This window comes from Paraburkholderia sp. RL17-347-BIC-D, from assembly GCF_046027915.1.
Classification (GTDB): Bacteria; Pseudomonadota; Gammaproteobacteria; order Burkholderiales; family Burkholderiaceae; genus Paraburkholderia.
On sequence record NZ_JARESS010000015.1, the window covers coordinates 40657 to 57967 of the forward strand.

The following is a 17311-nucleotide window of genomic DNA, read 5'->3' on the forward strand; positions in this document are numbered from 1 at the left end:
GTGTCAAGATTTATTGTGATGGCGCAGAGTGCCGAAACGCTCAATAAAATTCGCATTCGAGTGGTATTAATTTGCGAGCATTTCACACGTGCCACAGACACCCTCAAATCGCCCGCGCCCGTCCCGGAAACGTCTCGTCATAATCCCCACTATCTTCCGCTTCCGCCGCTGTGCCGCGCTGCTCGCGATACATCATCGGCGGCAATCCGAATTGCTTGCGGAATTCGCGGCCCAGATGCGAGGCATCGGAAAACCCGCAACTCGACGCAATGTCGGCCACGGTCTTATCCGAACTCGTGAGCAACCACGCGGCGGTTCGCAAACGCACCTGCTTCGCGTAGGCCTGCGGCGCCTTACCCGTTTGCGCCTTGAAGAGCCGCTCCAACTGACGCGGCGAAAGATCGAGCTTCCCCGCAAGTTCATCGAGCGACAGCGAGCGCCCCACATGCTGCTCCATCAACAGAATCGCGCGCTTGACCTTTGGATGCGCAGCGGGCGCGAGGCCCGGTGGATGCGGCTGCGGCGCGTTGCCTTTCTGCATGTCGTCGACGAGCAGAATGCGCAGCGCCTTCTGCACCGTGGCGGTTTCGAAATGACGCAGCAGGATCGCGGCGGCCACGTCGATCGACGCGCGTCCGCCGGAACACGTAATGCGCCGGCGGTCGATCACGAACAGCCGGTCGGCGACCAGCGCTTCCTCGTTGACCGACGGAAAGCGTTCGATGAAATCCCAGTAGTGAAACCAGCTCACGCAAATGCGGTGGCCTTCGAGCACGCCCGCGCGCATCAGCGAGAACACGCCCGTGCACATGCCGACGAGCGTCGCATCGGTGGCGGCGGCGCGGCGGATGAAAGCAAGCGTGGCGTCGTTCGCGGCGGGCCCGGAATGCAGCAGACCGCCCACCACTACGACGTAATCGAACGGCTCGGCGCTGTCGAATGTCTCCCACGGCGTGATCTGGATGCCGCAACTCGCGCGCACCGGAGCAAGGGTTTCCCCTAGCACGCTCCACGAACAGCGTACGGGCTTGCTGAAATCGCCTTCGTCCGCGGACAGGCGCAGCAGGTCGACGAAACCCGAAAACGCCGTCAGCGTGAAATTCGGCAACAGGATGATGCCGAAGCGGATGCGCTGCTTCGAGGTGCCGTCAATCGATTGAGGGGGAAGCGGTTCAGCGGAATTCATGCATGCAGCCAGCAAGGGTAAGGGTTGGATCAAGCATAGCACCGGGGACGGCGGCCACCGCGTCCGGGCGTGCCGGCGGCATGACCGGTTGCGCGCCCGGCATCGTCAGCATCGCCAGCCGCAAGCCGGACGCATGTCGCAAATGCGTCAGAAGTCTTCGTAAATACGCCGCGGACCTTTGCCGGCGGGCCCGTTGACGCCACTATCCCACTGTCATGCCGTTTTTATTCTATCGATTCAATTTGACGTGCGGTGCAATAGAGGCAAATCCACCCAAGGCATCGCAACGCACAAGGCACGCCATGAACGTCAGCGTCTTCGATCTGTTCAAGATCGGTATCGGTCCTTCAAGCTCGCACACCGTGGGGCCGATGATCGCTGCATGCCGCTTCGCTTCGCATATCGAAGACGCGAATCTGCTCGGCTTCGTGCGCGGCGTGAAGGCCGACCTGTTCGGCTCGCTCGGCGCGACCGGCAAGGGGCACGGCACGGACAAGGCGGTGTTGCTGGGACTCGAAGGCAATCTGCCCGATTCTATCGACCCGGACGTGATCGAGCCGCGCCTGCAGACAATCCGCGCGACCAAACAACTGGTGCTGCTCGGCAAGCATCCCGTGAAATTCGACGAGCGCGAGCATCTCGGCTTTTTCCGCAAGCTGATGCCGGGCGCGCCGGGTTCGGGCATCGTGCATCCGAACGGCATGCGCTTTCAGGCTTTCGACGAAAACGGCCAACTGCTGGTGGAGAAGGAGTATTACTCGATCGGCGGCGGCTTCGTTGTGAATCGCGAAGGCGATCGCGTGAACGGCGTGCGCGCCGGCGCGGACGTGCCGTATCCGTTTCGTACCGGCGACGATCTGATGCGCGTTTGCCGCGAGACCGGTTTGTCGATTGCGCAGATCACGTTGCGCAACGAATGCGCGGCGCGTCCCGAACACGAAGTGCGCGAAGGCTTGCTGGCGATCTGGCGCACCATGTCCGCGTGCGTCGAACGCGGCTGCAAGGTGCGCGGCGAGTTGCCCGGTCCGATGCATGTGAAGCGCCGCGCCGCCGATCTGTGCGGGCAATTGCGTTCGCGCTCGGAAGAGTCGCTGCGCGATCCGCTCTCCATGCTCGACTGGGTCAACCTGTACGCAATGGCCGTCAACGAAGAAAACGCGGCGGGCGGCCGCGTCGTTACGGCGCCGACCAACGGCGCGGCCGGCGTGATTCCCGCCGTGCTGCACTACTACGTGAAGTTCATGCATGCGTCAAACGACGAGGGCATCGTCAACTTCCTGCTGACGGCCGCGGCGATCGGCATCATCTACAAGGAAACGGCGTCGATTTCCGGCGCCGAAGTGGGCTGCCAGGGCGAAGTCGGCGTGGCGTGCTCGATGGCCGCCGCGGCGCTCGCCGCCGTCATGGGCGGCACGCCGACGCAAGTCGAAAACGCCGCTGAAATCGGCATGGAACACAACCTCGGCATGACCTGCGACCCGGTCGGCGGGCTCGTGCAGATTCCGTGCATCGAACGCAACGCGATGGGCGCGATCAAGGCGCTGAACGCCGCGCGCATGGCAATGAAAGGCGACGGCCAGCATTACGTGTCGCTCGACAACGTGATCAAGACGATGCGCGAAACCGGCGCGGACATGAAGACGAAATACAAGGAGACGTCGCGCGGCGGGTTGGCCGTGAACGTCATCGAGTGTTGATTCCGCTTTTAGCCAATACGAAACACCAGTAAAAACAGCACCAACAAGGACCCACGATGAGCCGCTATTCGATATTCAGCCTGTTGCGCAACGGGATGTCGTATCACGAGAACTGGGAGCGACAGTGGAAGAGCCCCGAGCCCAAGCGTGAGTACGACGTCGTGATCGTCGGCGGCGGTGGGCATGGTCTCGCCACGGCGTATTACCTCGCAAAGGAACACGGCGTGCGCAATGTCGCCGTGCTGGAGAAGGGCTGGATCGGCGGCGGCAATACGGCGCGCAATACGACCATCGTGCGCTCGAACTATCTGTGGGACGAGTCGGCCGCGCTCTACGAAAAAGCGATGAAGCTGTGGGAAGGGCTCTCGCAGGATCTGAACTACAACGTCATGTTCAGCCAGCGCGGTGTGATGAACCTCGCGCACACGTTGCAGGACGTGCGCGACACCGAGCGCCGCGTGAATGCGAACCGGCTGAACGGTGTGGACGCCGAATTTCTGACGCCCGCGCAGATCAAGGAAATCGAGCCGACCATCAATCTGAACAGCCGCTATCCGGTGCTCGGCGCGTCGATCCAGCGGCGCGGCGGCGTGGCGCGCCACGATGCGGTGGCCTGGGGTTTCGCGCGCGGCGCGGATCAGGCCGGTGTCGATATCGTGCAGAACTGCCAGGTCACGGGCATTCGCCGCAACGGCAGCCAGGTGATCGGCGTGGACACCACGAAGGGTTTCATCAAGGCGAAGAAAGTCGCGATCGTGGCGGCGGGCAATACCTCGTCACTCGCCGACATGGCCGGCGTGCGGTTGCCGCTGGAGAGCCATCCGTTGCAGGCGCTGGTGTCGGAACCGATCAAGCCGGTGGTCAACACCGTGGTGATGTCGAACGCGGTGCACGCGTATATCAGCCAGTCCGACAAGGGCGATCTGGTGATCGGCGCGGGCGTCGACCAGTACACGGGTTTTGGTCAGCGCGGCAGTTTTCAGATTATCGAAGGCACGCTTGAAGCGATCGTCGAAATGTTCCCAGTGTTCTCGCGGGTGCGGATGAACCGCCAGTGGGGCGGCATCGTGGATGTGTCGCCCGACGCGTGCCCGATCATCAGCAAGACCGATGTGAAGGGGCTGTACTTCAATTGCGGCTGGGGCACGGGTGGCTTCAAGGCGACGCCGGGTTCCGGGTGGGCTTATGCGCACACCATTGCGAAGGATGAGCCGCATCCGCTGAACGCGCCGTTCTCGCTGGAGCGTTTCTATACCGGCCACCTGATCGACGAACACGGCGCCGCCGCTGTTGCCCACTAACGCTACGCACTGCGACTAGGAGAACGAGATGCTATTGATCGAATGCCCGTGGTGCGGGCCACGCGCCGAAACCGAATTTTCCTGCGGCGGCGAAGCGGACATTGCCCGTCCGCTCGACACCGAGAAACTCACTGACAAGGAATGGGGCGACTACCTGTTCATGCGCAAGAACTCGCGCGGCGTGCATCGCGAGCAATGGATGCATACGCAAGGCTGCCGCCGCTGGTTCAAGGCGCAGCGCGACACGGTGAGCTACGAGATCCAGGGCTACGAGACGTTCGAGCGTCCTTTGCTCGCCATGGACGGCACTGACGCTAAAGCACAGAACAAGGCACAAGAGGGCAAGGCATCATGAGCCAGAAAGACCGACTCCCCAACGGCGGGCGCATCAATCGCGCAATGCCGCTGACGTTCACCTTCAACGGCCGCCAGTACCAGGGCTATCAGGGCGACACGCTGGCTTCGGCGCTGCTCGCGAACGGCGAGCATTTCGTCGCGCGCAGCTGGAAATACCACCGGCCGCGCGGCATCGTCACGGCGGGCGTGGAAGAGCCGAATGCCGTCGTGCAACTCGAAACCGGCGCGTACACGGTGCCGAATGCGCGAGCCACCGAAGTCGAGCTGTATCAGGGCCTGGTGGCCACAAGCGTGAACGCGAAGCCGAGCATCGAGAAAGACCGCATGGCGGTCAATCAGAAGTTCGCGCGCTTCATTCCGGCGGGCTTCTACTACAAGACCTTCATGTGGCCGCGCAAATTCTGGCCGAAGTATGAAGAAGTGATCCGCGACGCCGCCGGTCTCGGCAAGGCGCCGGAACACACGGACGCGGACCGCTACGACAAGTGCTTTGCGCATTGCGACGTGCTGGTGGTGGGCGGCGGCCCGACCGGCCTTGCGGCCGCGCATGCCGCCGCGTTGTCCGGCGCGCGCGTGACACTGATTGACGATCAGCCGGAACTCGGCGGCTCGCTGCTGTCGTGCCGCGCGGAGATCGACGGCAAGCCCGCGCTGCAATGGGTGCAGAAGATCGAAGACGAACTGCGGCAAATGCCCGACGTGAAGATCCTGTGCCGCAGCACCGCGTTCGGCTATCAGGACCACAACCTCGTGACGGCGACGCAGCGGCTCACCGAGCATCTGCCGGTGTCGCAACGCAAGGGCACGCGCGAACTGATGTGGAAGATCCGCGCGAAACGCGTGATTCTCGCGACCGGCGCGCATGAGCGGCCCATCGTGTTCGGCAACAACGATCTGCCCGGCGTGATGCTGGCGTCCGCTGTGTCGACCTATCTGCATCGCTATGCGGTGCTGCCGGGCCGCAACGCCGTGGTGTTCACCAACAACGACGATGGCTATCAGTGCGCGCTCGATCTGAAATCGGCCGGCGCCCAGGTGACGGTAGTCGATCCGCGCGCGAGCGAATCGAAGGGCACGCTGCCCGCGCTCGCACGGCGCTATGGCGTCAAGGTGATGAACGGCGTCGTGATCACGGCGGCGCACGGCAAACTGCGCGTGGCCTCGGTGGACGTCGCGCCGTACTCGAACGGACAGGTCGGTGCGAAGCAGGGCGAACTGTCCTGCGATCTGCTCGCGATGTCCGGCGGCTGGAGCCCGGTGCTGCATCTGTTCGCGCAGTCGGGCGGCAAGGCCCACTGGCATGACGAGAAGGCCTGCTTCGTGCCGGGCAAGGCGATGCAGCCGGAGACGAGCGTCGGCGCGTGTGCCGGCGACTTCACGCTGGGCCAGGGCATACGCTTTGCGGTCGATGCCGGCATCGAGGCGGCGCGCGCGGCGGGCTTTATCGTCGCGCGGCCGAATCCGGTGCAGGTGGCCGAGATCATGGAAGCGAAGATGCAGCCGCTGTGGCTGGTCGGTGGTCGCGAGTTGGCTACGCGCGGGCCGAAGCAGTTCATCGATTTCCAGAACGACGTGTCCGCCGCGGATATTTTCCTCGCGGCGCGCGAGGGCTTCGAATCGGTCGAACACGTAAAACGCTATACGGCGATGGGTTTCGGCACCGACCAGGGCAAGCTCGGCAACATCAACGGCATGGCGATTCTCGCGCAGGCGCTCGGCAAGACGATTCCCGAGACCGGCACGACGACCTTCCGGCCGAACTACACGCCCGTCACCTTCGGCACGTTTGCCGGCCGCGAACTGGGCGAGTTTCTCGATCCCGTGCGCAAGACGGCGGTGCACGAATGGCACGTGGAAAACGGCGCGGCCTTCGAGGACGTGGGCAACTGGAAGCGTCCGTGGTACTACCCGAAAGCGGGCGAAGACATGCACGCGGCGGTGGCGCGTGAATCGCTCGCGGTGCGTACGAGCGTCGGCATTCTCGACGCCTCGACGCTCGGCAAGATCGACATCCAGGGCCCTGATTCGGCGAAGCTGCTGAACTGGGTCTACACGAATCCGTGGAGCAAGCTGGAAGTCGGCAAGTGCCGCTACGGCCTGATGCTCGACGAAAACGGCATGATCTTCGACGACGGCGTGACCGTGCGCCTCGCCGACCAGCACTACATGATGACGACCACCACCGGCGGCGCGGCACGCGTGCTGACGTGGCTCGAACGCTGGCTGCAAACCGAATGGCCGGACATGCGCGTGCGGCTCGCGTCGGTGACGGATCATTGGGCGACCTTCGCCGTGGTCGGCCCGAACAGCCGCAAGGTGCTGCAGAAGGTCTGCCAGGACATCGACTTCGCGAACGCGGCGTTTCCGTTCATGAGCTATCGCGAAGGCACCGTTGCTGGTGCGGCCTCGCGTGTGATGCGCATCAGCTTCTCGGGCGAACTCGCTTATGAAGTGAACGTGCCGGCCAACGTCGGACGCGCGGTGTGGGAAGCGCTGATGGCCGCGGGCGCGGAGTTCGACATCACGCCGTACGGCACCGAAACGATGCACGTGCTGCGCGCGGAGAAGGGCTACATCATCGTCGGCCAGGATACGGACGGTTCGATGACGCCGTACGATCTCGGCATGGGCGGCCTCGTCGCGAAGTCGAAGGACTTTCTCGGCAAGCGTTCGCTGACCCGCTCGGATACGGCGAAGGCAGGGCGCAAGCAACTGGTCGGCCTGCTCTCGGACGACCCGTCGTTCGTGATACCCGAGGGTTCGCAGATCGTCGCGGGTCCGTTCCAGGGCGAGACGGCGGCGATGCTCGGCCACGTCACGTCGAGCTATTACAGCCCGATCCTGAAGCGTTCGATCGCGATGGCGGTCGTGAAGGGCGGCCTCGACAAGATCGGCGAGACGGTCACGATTCCGCTTTCGAGCGGCAAACAGATTGCAGCGAAGGTCACCAGTTCGGTGTTCTACGACAGCGAAGGAGCACGTCAACATGTGGAATGAAACCAGAGGGACGGCGTCGGTCGTGGATCGTGCTGTCGGCAAGCAGACCGGCGTATGGCAGGAGTCGCCGCTGGTGGGCGCGGACGCGCTGCTGAAGAAGCATCAGGCGACGGCATCCGCCGCGTTCAGGTTGAGCGAGCGGCCGTTCCTGGAACTCGTGAACGTGCGCGGCGATACGCGTGACGCCGCGTTCGTGCGCGCGGTGGAGAGTGTGATCGGCTGCCGTCCGCCTGAAAAGGCGAACACGGTGGCGCGCGGCAACGGCTACGACGTGATGTGGCTCGGCCCGGACGAGTGGCTGGTGCGCTCGGCCGCCGCGCACGACGCGACGCGTACCGCTCCGCTGCAGGCGAAACTCGGCGCTGTGTTCGCGGGCCTGTTCGCGTCGGAGGTGGATATCGGCAGCGGTTATACGGTGCTAGAAATCAGCGGCACGCGCACGCGTGAAGTGCTGTCGCGCGGTTGTCCGCTCGATTTGCATCCCAAGCTGTTTGGCGAAGGGCAATGCGCGCAGAGCCACTATTTCAAGGCATCGATGACGTTGCTGCCCACCGGTGCGAGCAGTTTCGACATTGTCGTGCGCCGCAGCTTTGCGGACTACTTCGTCAAGATCATGCTCGACGCGGCCGAGCCGCTGATGTCGTAAGGCGCGGCGAGCGGCAGTCCCTACACCGCTCGCGCCTTTCGCGTTGAATCATCGCCATGACGTCGACACGTCTAGCCACCGCGCGTCTCACCGAGCGCGCGTGCCTCGAAGGCGATGCCCATGCCGCGCTCGCGCTGCTCGATCAGAGCATCGTGCTGCGGCATAGGCGCATCGCGCTGATCCGTTATCTGCTTGCGCAGCAACTCGGCGCGCCGCTGCAGGCGCGTCACCACGCATACGTCGAAAAAATCGCCGCACGGTTGAGCGCGGATGCGCTCGTGCGCATTGCCGGCGCCGCGCGGGCGCGTCTGCGGTCCTAAGCCTCGCGATCCGCGTGTGTGGAACGACGCACCCGTTCCATCCCGATGACGTATTTCTTCTATGTGGCCGATTTATGTCGGCGTCTACTGAAAACGCCTCGGAGCACTCACGCGGCACTCGCCGCATCAACCAGGGGATGACATGTCTACCGCTTATCAGCCGCGCGCGAGCGCAGCCGCCCGACTCGAACGACTGCCGTTCTCCGGTTATCACCGGACCATTTTCATCATCATCGCCATCGCATTCTTTTTCGATTCCGTCGATCTCGGCACGATGACCTTCGTGCTCGGTTCGATCAAGACGGAATTTGGCTTATCCACCGCGACGGCGGGGCTGGTGGCCAGCGCGAGCTTCTTCGGCATGGTGATCGGCGCGGCGATTGCAGGGTTGCTGGCGGATCGCTTCGGACGCCGGCCGGTGTTTCAGTGGAGCATGGTGTTGTGGGGGCTCGCGTCGTATTTGTGCTCGACGGCGCAGAGCGTCGAAGCGTTGATCTTTTATCGCGTGCTGCTCGGCTTCGGTATGGGCATGGAGTTTCCGATCGCGCAGACCTTGTTGTCGGAGTTCGTGCCGGCTGCGTCGCGCGGCCGTCTGATTGCGCTGATGGACGGCTTCTGGCCGCTCGGTTTCATCGCCTCGGGCGTGGTGTCCTACTTCGTGCTGCCGACGTTCGGCTGGCGTACGGAGTTCGCGTTGCTCGCGATTCCTGCGGTGTTCGTGCTGATCGTGCGCCGCGTCGTGCCGGAATCGCCGCGTTGGCTCGAACATCGCGGACGTCTCGGTGAAGCGGACAAGATTCTCGCCGAGGTCGAAGTGAAGGTGATGAAAGCGGCCGGGCTCAGCCAGCTGCGCGCGCCGGCGATGCTCGCCGAGCCGCCGGCCGCGAAGGGCACGGGGGCGTTTCGCGAGATCTGGAGCATGGCTTACCGGCGTCGCACGATTATGGTGTGGACGCTGTGGTTCTTCGCGCTGCTCGGTTTCTATGGGCTGACGTCATGGCTCGGCGCGTTGATGCAACAGGCAGGCTTTGCGGTAACGAAGTCGGTGCTGTACACGGTGCTGATTTCGCTTGGTGGGATTCCCGGTTTTATCTGCGCGGCGTGGCTGGTCGAACGTTGGGGACGCAAGCCGACTTGCATTGCGTCGCTCGCGGGCAGTGCGGTGATGGCCTACGTTTATGGACAAACCGCGCTGCACGCGCAGACGCCGACCTTGCTGATCTGCGCCGGGCTGGCGATGCAGTTCTTCCTGTTTGCGATGTGGGCGGTGTTGTACACCTACACGCCGGAGCTGTACGGGACCGGTGCGCGGGCGACGGGTTCGGGCTTTGCGTCGGCGATAGGCCGCGTGGGTTCGCTGATCGGACCGTACGTGGTGGGCGTAGTGCTGCCGATGTTCGGCCAGGGCGGGGTGTTCTCGCTCGGCGCGATGTGTTTTGTGATCGCGGCGGCGGCGGTGTGGATTCTCGGCATCGAGACGCGCGGGTTGGCGCTCGAGACGCTGGTGTTCGAGGCGGTTGAGACGGATGCGCGTGGGGTGTTGAGTCCGGTGCGGGATTGAAGGTTGATTGGGCGCGTAATCAATGGTGCGTTCCAGTGCGAACAGCACTCCTATTCGCTCAATTCTGAACCCGCACATTAAACGGCTTCCCAGGCACCCAAGCCCACGTCGCCAACACTTTCGCGCCCGCCGGTCCGGCAGTCGTTACATGGACGACATTTGCCGGCATCCGGTAACTCTCGCCGGCGTGAACGATCTGCGCGGGTCGACCCTCGACCTGCACCGTGACTTCACCTTCGAGAACATAGGTGACCTCCGGTCCGGTTGCCTTGTGCTTCGGCTTGGCGGCATTGGGTGGAAATTCGGCGATACCCATGCCCATTTCCCGATCGGTTCCCGGAACGGGGACGCGCTGAAGCACCACGGTCTCTTTGGCATCGGGTGCCTTTTCGCCGGCATTGGCCGAAGGCAGATTCATGAGGATCGCGGCGAGCAGCGGCACGCAACGCAAGTTGTTCATGATCGAGTCGGCCCTATTCAATGCGAGGGCTCGGCAAGCGCCGTCAGAACCTTATAGGCGGCCGCCACCCGGTCTTCGTTCGGGAAGTTCTTGTTGGCGAGCATCACAATGCCCAACTGCTTCTCCGGAACGAAAGCCACGTACGCGCCGAACCCATTGGTCGAACCGGTCTTGTTGATCCAGACATCCTGTCGGGGCGCGAGCGGCGGCTTGATTTCGACCGCGGGTGTCGCCTTCAAAACCATCGTCGATGAATTGCCTGCCAGCAATGTCTTCAACGCGACCGGATACGCGTATTGCTCCCAGATCAGATCCTGCGTCAACACGCCAGCCTTGAAGTAGCCGGTGTGCGTCTCCGTGATGGCGCGCTGCAACTTCGCATCGAGCTGGAGCAGATTCATGTTGGCTTGCATGAAGCGCGTCATGTCGGCGGCTGTGGACTTGACGCCATAGGCTTCGGCGGACAGCACGCCAGGCGCCATGCGAATCGGCGCGCCGTCCTTCTTATAGCCTTGCGCGTAATCCGGCATCCGCGATTTCGGAACGTCGATGAAACTGTTCTTCAATCCCAGCGCGGGAAACACGCGCTGTTCCATCAACGGCGTGAAATCCTGCCCCATGCTCTTTGCCGTGATCAAGCCAAGCGTACCGATGCCGGGATTCGCGTAAGTCCGGCACGTGCCCGGCGCACAACTGGGCTTCCATGCCTTGAAAAACTGCATGAGTTCGTCGTCATTATGGATATCGTCCGGCACTTGCAACGGCAATCCGCCTAGCGTGTGCGTGCCCAGGTTGACGAGCTTCACATTGCCGAACTGGCTGCCCTGAAGCACGGGCAGATATTTGCCCGTCGTATCCGACAGCGAGAGATCACCGCTGACCTGCGCATACGATGCCAGCGTCGCCGTGAAGGTCTTGCTGATCGAGCCGAGTTCGAACAGCGTGTCGCGTGTCACGGGCTTGCCCGTTTCCGTCGACGCCACGCCGTAGTCGTACACATAAGGCTTGCCCCCAACGACGATGCCGACCGCCATGCCGTGAATACCGTCTTTCGCCATGAGCGGGCGGATCGCCGCGTCGACCGTCCGTTTGATGCCGTCTTGCGTGGTATCCGCTGCGTGGCTCATGGGAGCGGCCAACGCAAAGATCACGGTCGCCGTGAGGCTGAGGGCTTTGAACTTCATCTCTCGCGTTTCCTTGAATGTCTGTCGGCGGATGCGCTCCAGAATCATTCGGAGCGCGTTGAGGCCGAACTATCCGGCTTTTGCCAGACGTTGACAATCGAGGATAAGTTGCACGAGGGTAAAGAAAAACTTGTGGGCCGGCAGCGGCCTCAAACCGTCGCGATCTCCCGCTTTCTCGATGCCACGCCGTTGGCCACGAAGTAGGGCGTGTCCACCCGCGCCAACGCGTCGCGTCCGCGAATCCGGTCGGCGATCTTCTCCGCCAGCATGATGGTCGGCGCATTCAGATTGCCGGTCGTGATGCGCGGCATGATCGACGCATCTACCACGCGCAGCCCTTGCATGCCGTGCACACGCCCCTCGTTGTCCACCACGGCCATATCGTCATAACCCATCTTGCACGAACACGACGGATGAAACGCCGTCTCCGCCCGCATGCGCACGAAGGTGTCGAGCTGTTCGTCGGTAGCCAAATCGGCGCCGGGATTCAGTTCGCGGCCGCGATAACGGTCGAGCGCCGGTTGCCGCATGATCTCGCGCGTGATCCGAATACCGTCGCGGAACTCGCGCCAGTCGAGCGGATCGGCCATGTAGTTGAACAGGATGCTCGGATGCGCGTTCGGATCGCGCGACGTGAGCTTGACCCGGCCGCGGCTCGGCGAGCGCATCGAACCGACGTGCGCCTGGAAGCCGTGCATTTTGATCGCGTTCGAACCGTTGTAGTTGATCGCGACCGGCAGGAAGTGATACTGGATGTTCGGCCACAGATCGTCGTCGCGCGTGCGGATGAAGCCGCCGGCTTCGAACTGGTTGCTCGCGCCGATGCCCGTACCCTTCATCATCCATTCGAGTCCGATGGCCGGCTGATTCCACCACTGCAACGCCGGGTAGAGCGAAACGGGTTCCTTGCACTCGTACTGGATATACATCTCCAGATGGTCCTGCAGGTCTTCGCCGACACCCGGCAGATCGTGAACGAGCGGCACGTCGAGTTCGCGCAGCCATGTCGAGCGGCCCACGCCCGAGCGCTGCAGCAATTGCGGCGAGGCGATCGCGCCGCTGCACACCAGCACCTCGCGGCGCGCTTGCGCCGTCACTGCATTGCCATGATGCAGATACGCGACGCCGACCGCGCGCTTGCCGGAGAACAGCACGCGATCCGTCACGGCATGCGTGACGATGGTCAGATTCGGCCGCGTCTTCGCGCGATCCAGATAGCCGCGCGCCGTGCTGGCGCGCCGGCCGTTCGCCGTGACCGTGCGATCCATCGGGCCGAAGCCTTCCTGCTGATAGCCGTTCAGATCGTCGGTGCGTGGAAAGCCGGCCTGCACACCGGCGTCGACCATCGCGGCAAAGAGCGGGTTGTTGCCGGGTTTGCTGGTGGTCACGTGCACCGGGCCATCGCCGCCGTGGTACGCGTTCGCGCCGACATCGCGCGTTTCGGCCTTGCGGAAATACGGCAGGCAATCCAGATAGGTCCAGTTTTCCAGACCGGCTTGCGCGGCCCAGCCGTCGTAATCGAGCGCATTGCCGCGGATATAGCACATGCCGTTGATCAGCGACGACCCGCCGAGCCCCTTGCCGCGCCCGCATTCCATGCGCCGGTTGTTCATGTGCGGCTCGGGGTCCGTTTCGTACGCCCAGTTGTAGCGGCGTCCCTGCAGCGGATAGGCGAGCGCGGCCGGCATCTGCGTGCGGAAGTCGAAGCGGTAGTCGGGGCCGCCTGCTTCGAGCAGCAGCACGGTCACGTCCGCGTCTTCGGTCAGGCGCGAGGCGAGCACATTGCCCGCCGAACCCGCGCCCACGATGATGTAGTCGTAGTCGTTCGAAGCCATCGCGCCTCTCCTTAGAACACCGGTTGATACGGGCCGAGTTCGACCTGCACGGACTTGATGCGCGTGTAGTGTTCGAGCGTGGTGATGCCGTTTTCGCGGCCCACGCCCGACTGCTTGTAGCCGCCCACCGGCATTTCCGCGGGCGACTCGCCCCACGTATTGATCCAGCAGATGCCCGCTTCCAGTCGATGAATCACACGATGCGCCCGCGCTAGGTTCTCGGTCACGACGCCCGCGGCAAGGCCGTAAGCAGTGCGGTTCGCGCGCGCGATGGCTTCGTCTTCGTCGTCGAAAGCGAGGATGCTCATCACGGGGCCGAAGATTTCCTCGCGCACGATGCGCATGTCGTCATGGCAGTCCGCGAACACGGTTGGTTCGACGTATTGGCCGCTGCCGAAGTGGCCTTCGGTGAGACGCTTGCCGCCGGCCGCGAGCCGTGCGCCTTCCTGCTTGCCGCTTTCGATGTAGCCCAGCACCTTGTGCAATTGCGCGGCACTGACCAGCGGGCCGAAGTTGGTGGCGGCGTCGGTGGGCACGCCCACGCGAATGCGCTTGACGCGTTCCAGCACCAGCGCCTCGAAGCGTTCGAGCGCGCCGCGTTGCACGAATACGCGTGTGCCGTTGGTGCAGACCTGGCCGGAGCTGAAGAAGTTGGCGCTCATCGCGATGTCGGCGGCGCGTTCGAGATTGGCGTCGGCGAATACGAGCAGGGGTGACTTGCCGCCGAGTTCCATCGTCACTTCTTTCAGCGACGAAGCGCCCGCCATCGACATCACCTTCTTGCCGGTTTCCACGCCGCCGGTGAACGAAATTTTCTCGATGTCCGGATGCGCGGCGAGCATCGTACCGACGCGTCCGTCGCCTTGCACGACATTGAACACGCCTGCGGGCACGCCGGCTTCGGTGTAGATCTCGGCGAGTTTCAGCGCCGACAACGGCGTGATCTCGCTTGGCTTGAAGATCATCGCATTGCCGGCCGCGAGCGCGGGCGCGGACTTCCAGCACGCGATCTGGATCGGGTAGTTCCATGCGCCGATGCCCGCGCAAACGCCGAGCGGCTCGCGCCGCGTATAGACGAACGACGTGGGCCGCAGCGGAATCTGCTGTCCTTCGATTGCAGTGGCGAGCCCCGCGTAGTACTCGATCACGTCCGCGCCGGTGACGATATCCACCGCGAGGGTTTCGGCAATCGGCTTGCCGGTGTCGCGTGTTTCTAGCGCGGCGAGCTCGTCGTTGCGCTCGCGCAGAAGCTCCACCGCGCGGCGCAGAATGCGTGAGCGCTGCATGGCGGTGAGCGCGGCCCATTCGCGTTGGCCTTCCTGCGCGGATCGCACCGCGCGATCGGCATCGGCCGCCGAGGCCTGCTGCACGCTCGCTAGCGTCTCGCCGGTGGCGGGGTCGAGCGTGTCGAAGGTTTCGCCGCTGGTGGCGTCGACATAGCCGCCGCCGATATAGAGACGTTGCGTTGCGAATACCGCCATGACTTGCTCCTTTCTGAAGATGTCGCCGGTCTGTTCAAGTCCTTATTCGCGCGAGGCGAGGACCAGATCGATATAGTCGTTGGCCACGCGCAGCGCGGCCTTGGTGTCGAACGGCTCGCCCGACAACGCGCCGCGCAGCCACAGGCCGTCGATCAGCGCCGCGAGGCCGCTTGCCGCGCGACGCGCCGCCGCACGTGGCATGGCCTTCGAAAAATCCGCGCATAGATTCGAGTTCAGACGGCGCGTGTTCACGTATTGCAGCCGCCGCAACTGCGGCTTGTGCATGCTCTCGGACCAGAACGCGAGCCAGGTTTTCATGACCGGGCCGCTGGTCTGCTCGGCGTCGAAATTCGCGGCGACCACCGCGCGAAGTTTCGAGCGCGGGTCCGCTTTCGCCGCCCGGCGCCGGCGCGACGTGGCCTGCCACAGATCGCGCAGCACGTGACGCATGGTGGCTTCGAGCAAACCGTCCTTGTCGCCGAAATAGTGGCTGACGATACCGGTGGAAATGCTCGCGCGCTGCGCGACCGAAGCCAGCGTCGCCCCCGCGAGACCGGTCTGGTCGATCGTGAGAAGCGTGGCGTCGATCAACTGCGCGCGGCGGATTTCGCGCATTCCGAGTTTGGGCATGGTGCGGGCACTGTTGCTGGCGTTGGCTTCGGGCGAACCGCGGAAGACGAAAACGATCCGCCCCGAGTGATTTCGAACGGCCATGGTAGTTTTTTTATATTGAACGGTCAATCAATAAAAAACTGGTTGCATCAAGATGGACGCGGGCTCCGCTCGTCGTGTCGGTTACGGCCAAACCCATGTCGTGTTCGACACATGCGCTTTGTTCAGCGGGCGCTACGCTCGTTGAACGGCGTGCCTTGTGAACAGGCGCGCCGCTCACAAGACATGGAGACAGACAATGAGCAGCAATCGCGGCGTTGTGTATCTAGGGCAGGGCAAGGTGGAAGTGCAGTCGATTGACTATCCGAAGATGGTCGATCCGCGAGGCCGGTCGATCGGTCACGGCGTGATCCTCAAGGTGGTGAGCACGAATATTTGCGGCTCCGATCAGCATATGGTGCGCGGCCGCACGACCGCGGAAGTCGGCCTCGTGCTCGGCCACGAGATTACCGGCGAGGTGATCGAAGTGGGCCGTGACGTGGAAACGCTCAAGGTCGGTGATCTCGTTTCGGTGCCGTTCAACGTGGCCTGCGGACGCTGCCCGACCTGCAAGGCGCAGCACACCGGCGTGTGCCTGAACGTGAATCCGTCGCGTGCCGGCGGCGCGTATGGCTACGTGGACATGGGCGGCTGGATCGGCGGCCAGGCCGAGTACGTGTTGGTGCCGTACGCCGACTTCAATCTGCTGAAATTCCCCGACCATGCCCAGGCGATGGCGAAAATCCGCGACCTCACGTGTCTCTCCGATATTCTGCCGACCGGCTATCACGGCGCGGTGATGGCGGGCGTCAAACCAGGCGCCACCGTGTATATCGCGGGCGCGGGGCCGGTGGGCATGGCGGCGGCCGCTTCGGCGCGCTTGCTGGGCGCGGCTTGCACGATCGTCGGCGACATGAATGAGGAGCGTCTCGCGCACGCGCGCAAGATGGGCTTCCAGACCATCGATCTGTCGAAGGACGCCACGCTCGGCGAACAGATCGAGCAGATTCTCGGCAAGCCCGAAGTGGATTGTGCGGTGGACTGCGTCGGCTTCGAAGCGCATGGCCACGGCAGCAGCGGCTCGCACGAGGAAGCGCCGGCCACCGTGCTCAATTCGCTGATGGAAATCACGCGGGCCGCGGGCGCGATCGGCATTCCGGGCCTATACGTCACGGACGATCCGGGCGCCGCCGATGCCGCCGCGCGCAAAGGCAGCCTGAGCATCCGTTTCGGTCTGGGCTGGGCCAAGTCGCACTCGTTCCATACCGGACAGACGCCAGTCATGAAGTACAACCACAATCTCATGCAGGCGATCCTGTGGGACCGTTTGCCCATCGCGGATATCGTCAACGTGACCGTGGTGTCGCTCGATCAGGCGCCTGATGGTTATCGCCAGTTCGATGGTGGTGCGCCGAAGAAGTTTGTGATCGATCCGCATGGGTTGTTGAAGGCGGCTTGAGGCAGATCTGATGCGAAGGCGGGACTGCATACGCGGTCTCGTGTTGCGCCGTCGTGCTGGAAGGTAGGTGGGCCAACAGAAACTGAGAAGGTCGAGGCACAAAAACAAACGCGTTGAGCGGTTTTCCGTTCAACGCGTTTTTTTGTGGCTGGGCAGTGAGTCCAGCGAGGCCGTCA

The 17311-nt window shown here is 63.5% G+C and carries 14 protein-coding genes; 8 read left to right on the forward strand and 6 right to left on the reverse strand.

Annotated features, from left to right (window positions below):
• Window positions 1–103 precede the first annotated feature (103 nt).
• The gene (locus P0D96_RS21265) at window positions 104–1186 is read right to left on the reverse strand and encodes a GlxA family transcriptional regulator (RefSeq protein WP_408315140.1); all 1083 of its coding nucleotides are present in this window, start codon (window positions 1184–1186) and stop codon (window positions 104–106) included.
• A 302-nt stretch (window positions 1187–1488) separates the two neighbouring features.
• Between P0D96_RS21265 and P0D96_RS21270 the strand changes: the two genes are divergently transcribed.
• The 7 genes from P0D96_RS21270 to P0D96_RS21300 all read left to right on the forward strand — a co-directional run bounded on the left by P0D96_RS21270 (window position 1489) and on the right by P0D96_RS21300 (window position 10065).
• On the forward strand, window positions 1489–2883 hold the full coding sequence (locus tag P0D96_RS21270) for an L-serine ammonia-lyase (RefSeq protein ID WP_408315142.1): 1395 nt from the start codon (window positions 1489–1491) through the stop codon (window positions 2881–2883).
• A gap of 56 nt (window positions 2884–2939) precedes the next feature.
• Entirely contained in the window at window positions 2940–4184 is a 1245-nt protein-coding gene (locus tag P0D96_RS21275) for a sarcosine oxidase subunit beta family protein (protein ID WP_132377089.1), read from the forward strand.
• A gap of 28 nt (window positions 4185–4212) precedes the next feature.
• On the forward strand, window positions 4213–4539 hold the full coding sequence (locus P0D96_RS21280) for a sarcosine oxidase subunit delta (protein WP_408315144.1): 327 nt from the start codon (window positions 4213–4215) through the stop codon (window positions 4537–4539).
• Window positions 4536–7538: a sarcosine oxidase subunit alpha family protein gene (locus P0D96_RS21285; RefSeq protein WP_408315145.1), complete on the forward strand. Its 3003-nt coding sequence runs from the start codon at window positions 4536–4538 to the stop codon at window positions 7536–7538. The genes P0D96_RS21280 and P0D96_RS21285 overlap by 4 nt, the downstream gene beginning before the upstream one ends.
• Window positions 7528–8184, forward strand: coding sequence for a sarcosine oxidase subunit gamma (locus P0D96_RS21290; RefSeq protein WP_408315146.1), 657 nt, complete (start codon window positions 7528–7530; stop codon window positions 8182–8184). Before P0D96_RS21285 ends, P0D96_RS21290 begins: the two co-directional genes overlap by 11 nt.
• Window positions 8185–8240: 56 nt before the next feature.
• Window positions 8241–8504 carry a hypothetical protein gene (locus P0D96_RS21295; RefSeq protein ID WP_408179148.1) on the forward strand — a complete coding sequence of 88 codons (264 nt, stop codon included), beginning with the start codon at window positions 8241–8243 and terminating at the stop codon, window positions 8502–8504.
• A gap of 142 nt (window positions 8505–8646) precedes the next feature.
• Complete coding sequence (locus tag P0D96_RS21300) at window positions 8647–10065, forward strand: MFS transporter (RefSeq protein ID WP_408179149.1); 1419 nt, start codon at window positions 8647–8649, stop codon at window positions 10063–10065.
• Window positions 10066–10123: 58 nt separating this feature from the next.
• Here P0D96_RS21300 and P0D96_RS21305 read toward each other — a convergent pair whose 3' ends face one another.
• The 5 genes from P0D96_RS21305 to betI all read right to left on the reverse strand — a co-directional run bounded on the left by P0D96_RS21305 (window position 10124) and on the right by betI (window position 15655).
• A complete protein-coding gene (locus P0D96_RS21305) occupies window positions 10124–10525 on the reverse strand; it encodes a cupin domain-containing protein (RefSeq protein WP_408179150.1) in 402 nt (133 codons plus the stop codon).
• Between the two features lie 17 nt (window positions 10526–10542).
• Entirely contained in the window at window positions 10543–11709 is a 1167-nt protein-coding gene (gene ampC / locus P0D96_RS21310) for a class C beta-lactamase (protein WP_408315148.1), read from the reverse strand.
• A gap of 149 nt (window positions 11710–11858) precedes the next feature.
• Window positions 11859–13544: a choline dehydrogenase gene (gene betA / locus P0D96_RS21315; protein ID WP_408315149.1), complete on the reverse strand. Its 1686-nt coding sequence runs from the start codon at window positions 13542–13544 to the stop codon at window positions 11859–11861.
• Between the two features lie 11 nt (window positions 13545–13555).
• Window positions 13556–15025: a betaine-aldehyde dehydrogenase gene (betB, locus tag P0D96_RS21320; RefSeq protein ID WP_408288600.1), complete on the reverse strand. Its 1470-nt coding sequence runs from the start codon at window positions 15023–15025 to the stop codon at window positions 13556–13558.
• Window positions 15026–15067: 42 nt separating this feature from the next.
• Window positions 15068–15655, reverse strand: a complete 588-nt coding sequence (gene betI, locus P0D96_RS21325; RefSeq protein ID WP_408218452.1) for a transcriptional regulator BetI — start codon at window positions 15653–15655, stop codon at window positions 15068–15070.
• A 280-nt stretch (window positions 15656–15935) separates the two neighbouring features.
• Between betI and fdhA the strand changes: the two genes are divergently transcribed.
• Window positions 15936–17135 (forward strand): formaldehyde dehydrogenase, glutathione-independent, encoded by a 1200-nt coding sequence (fdhA, locus tag P0D96_RS21330; protein WP_408179154.1) that lies wholly within the window; start codon window positions 15936–15938, stop codon window positions 17133–17135.
• Window positions 17136–17311: the final 176 nt, after the last annotated feature.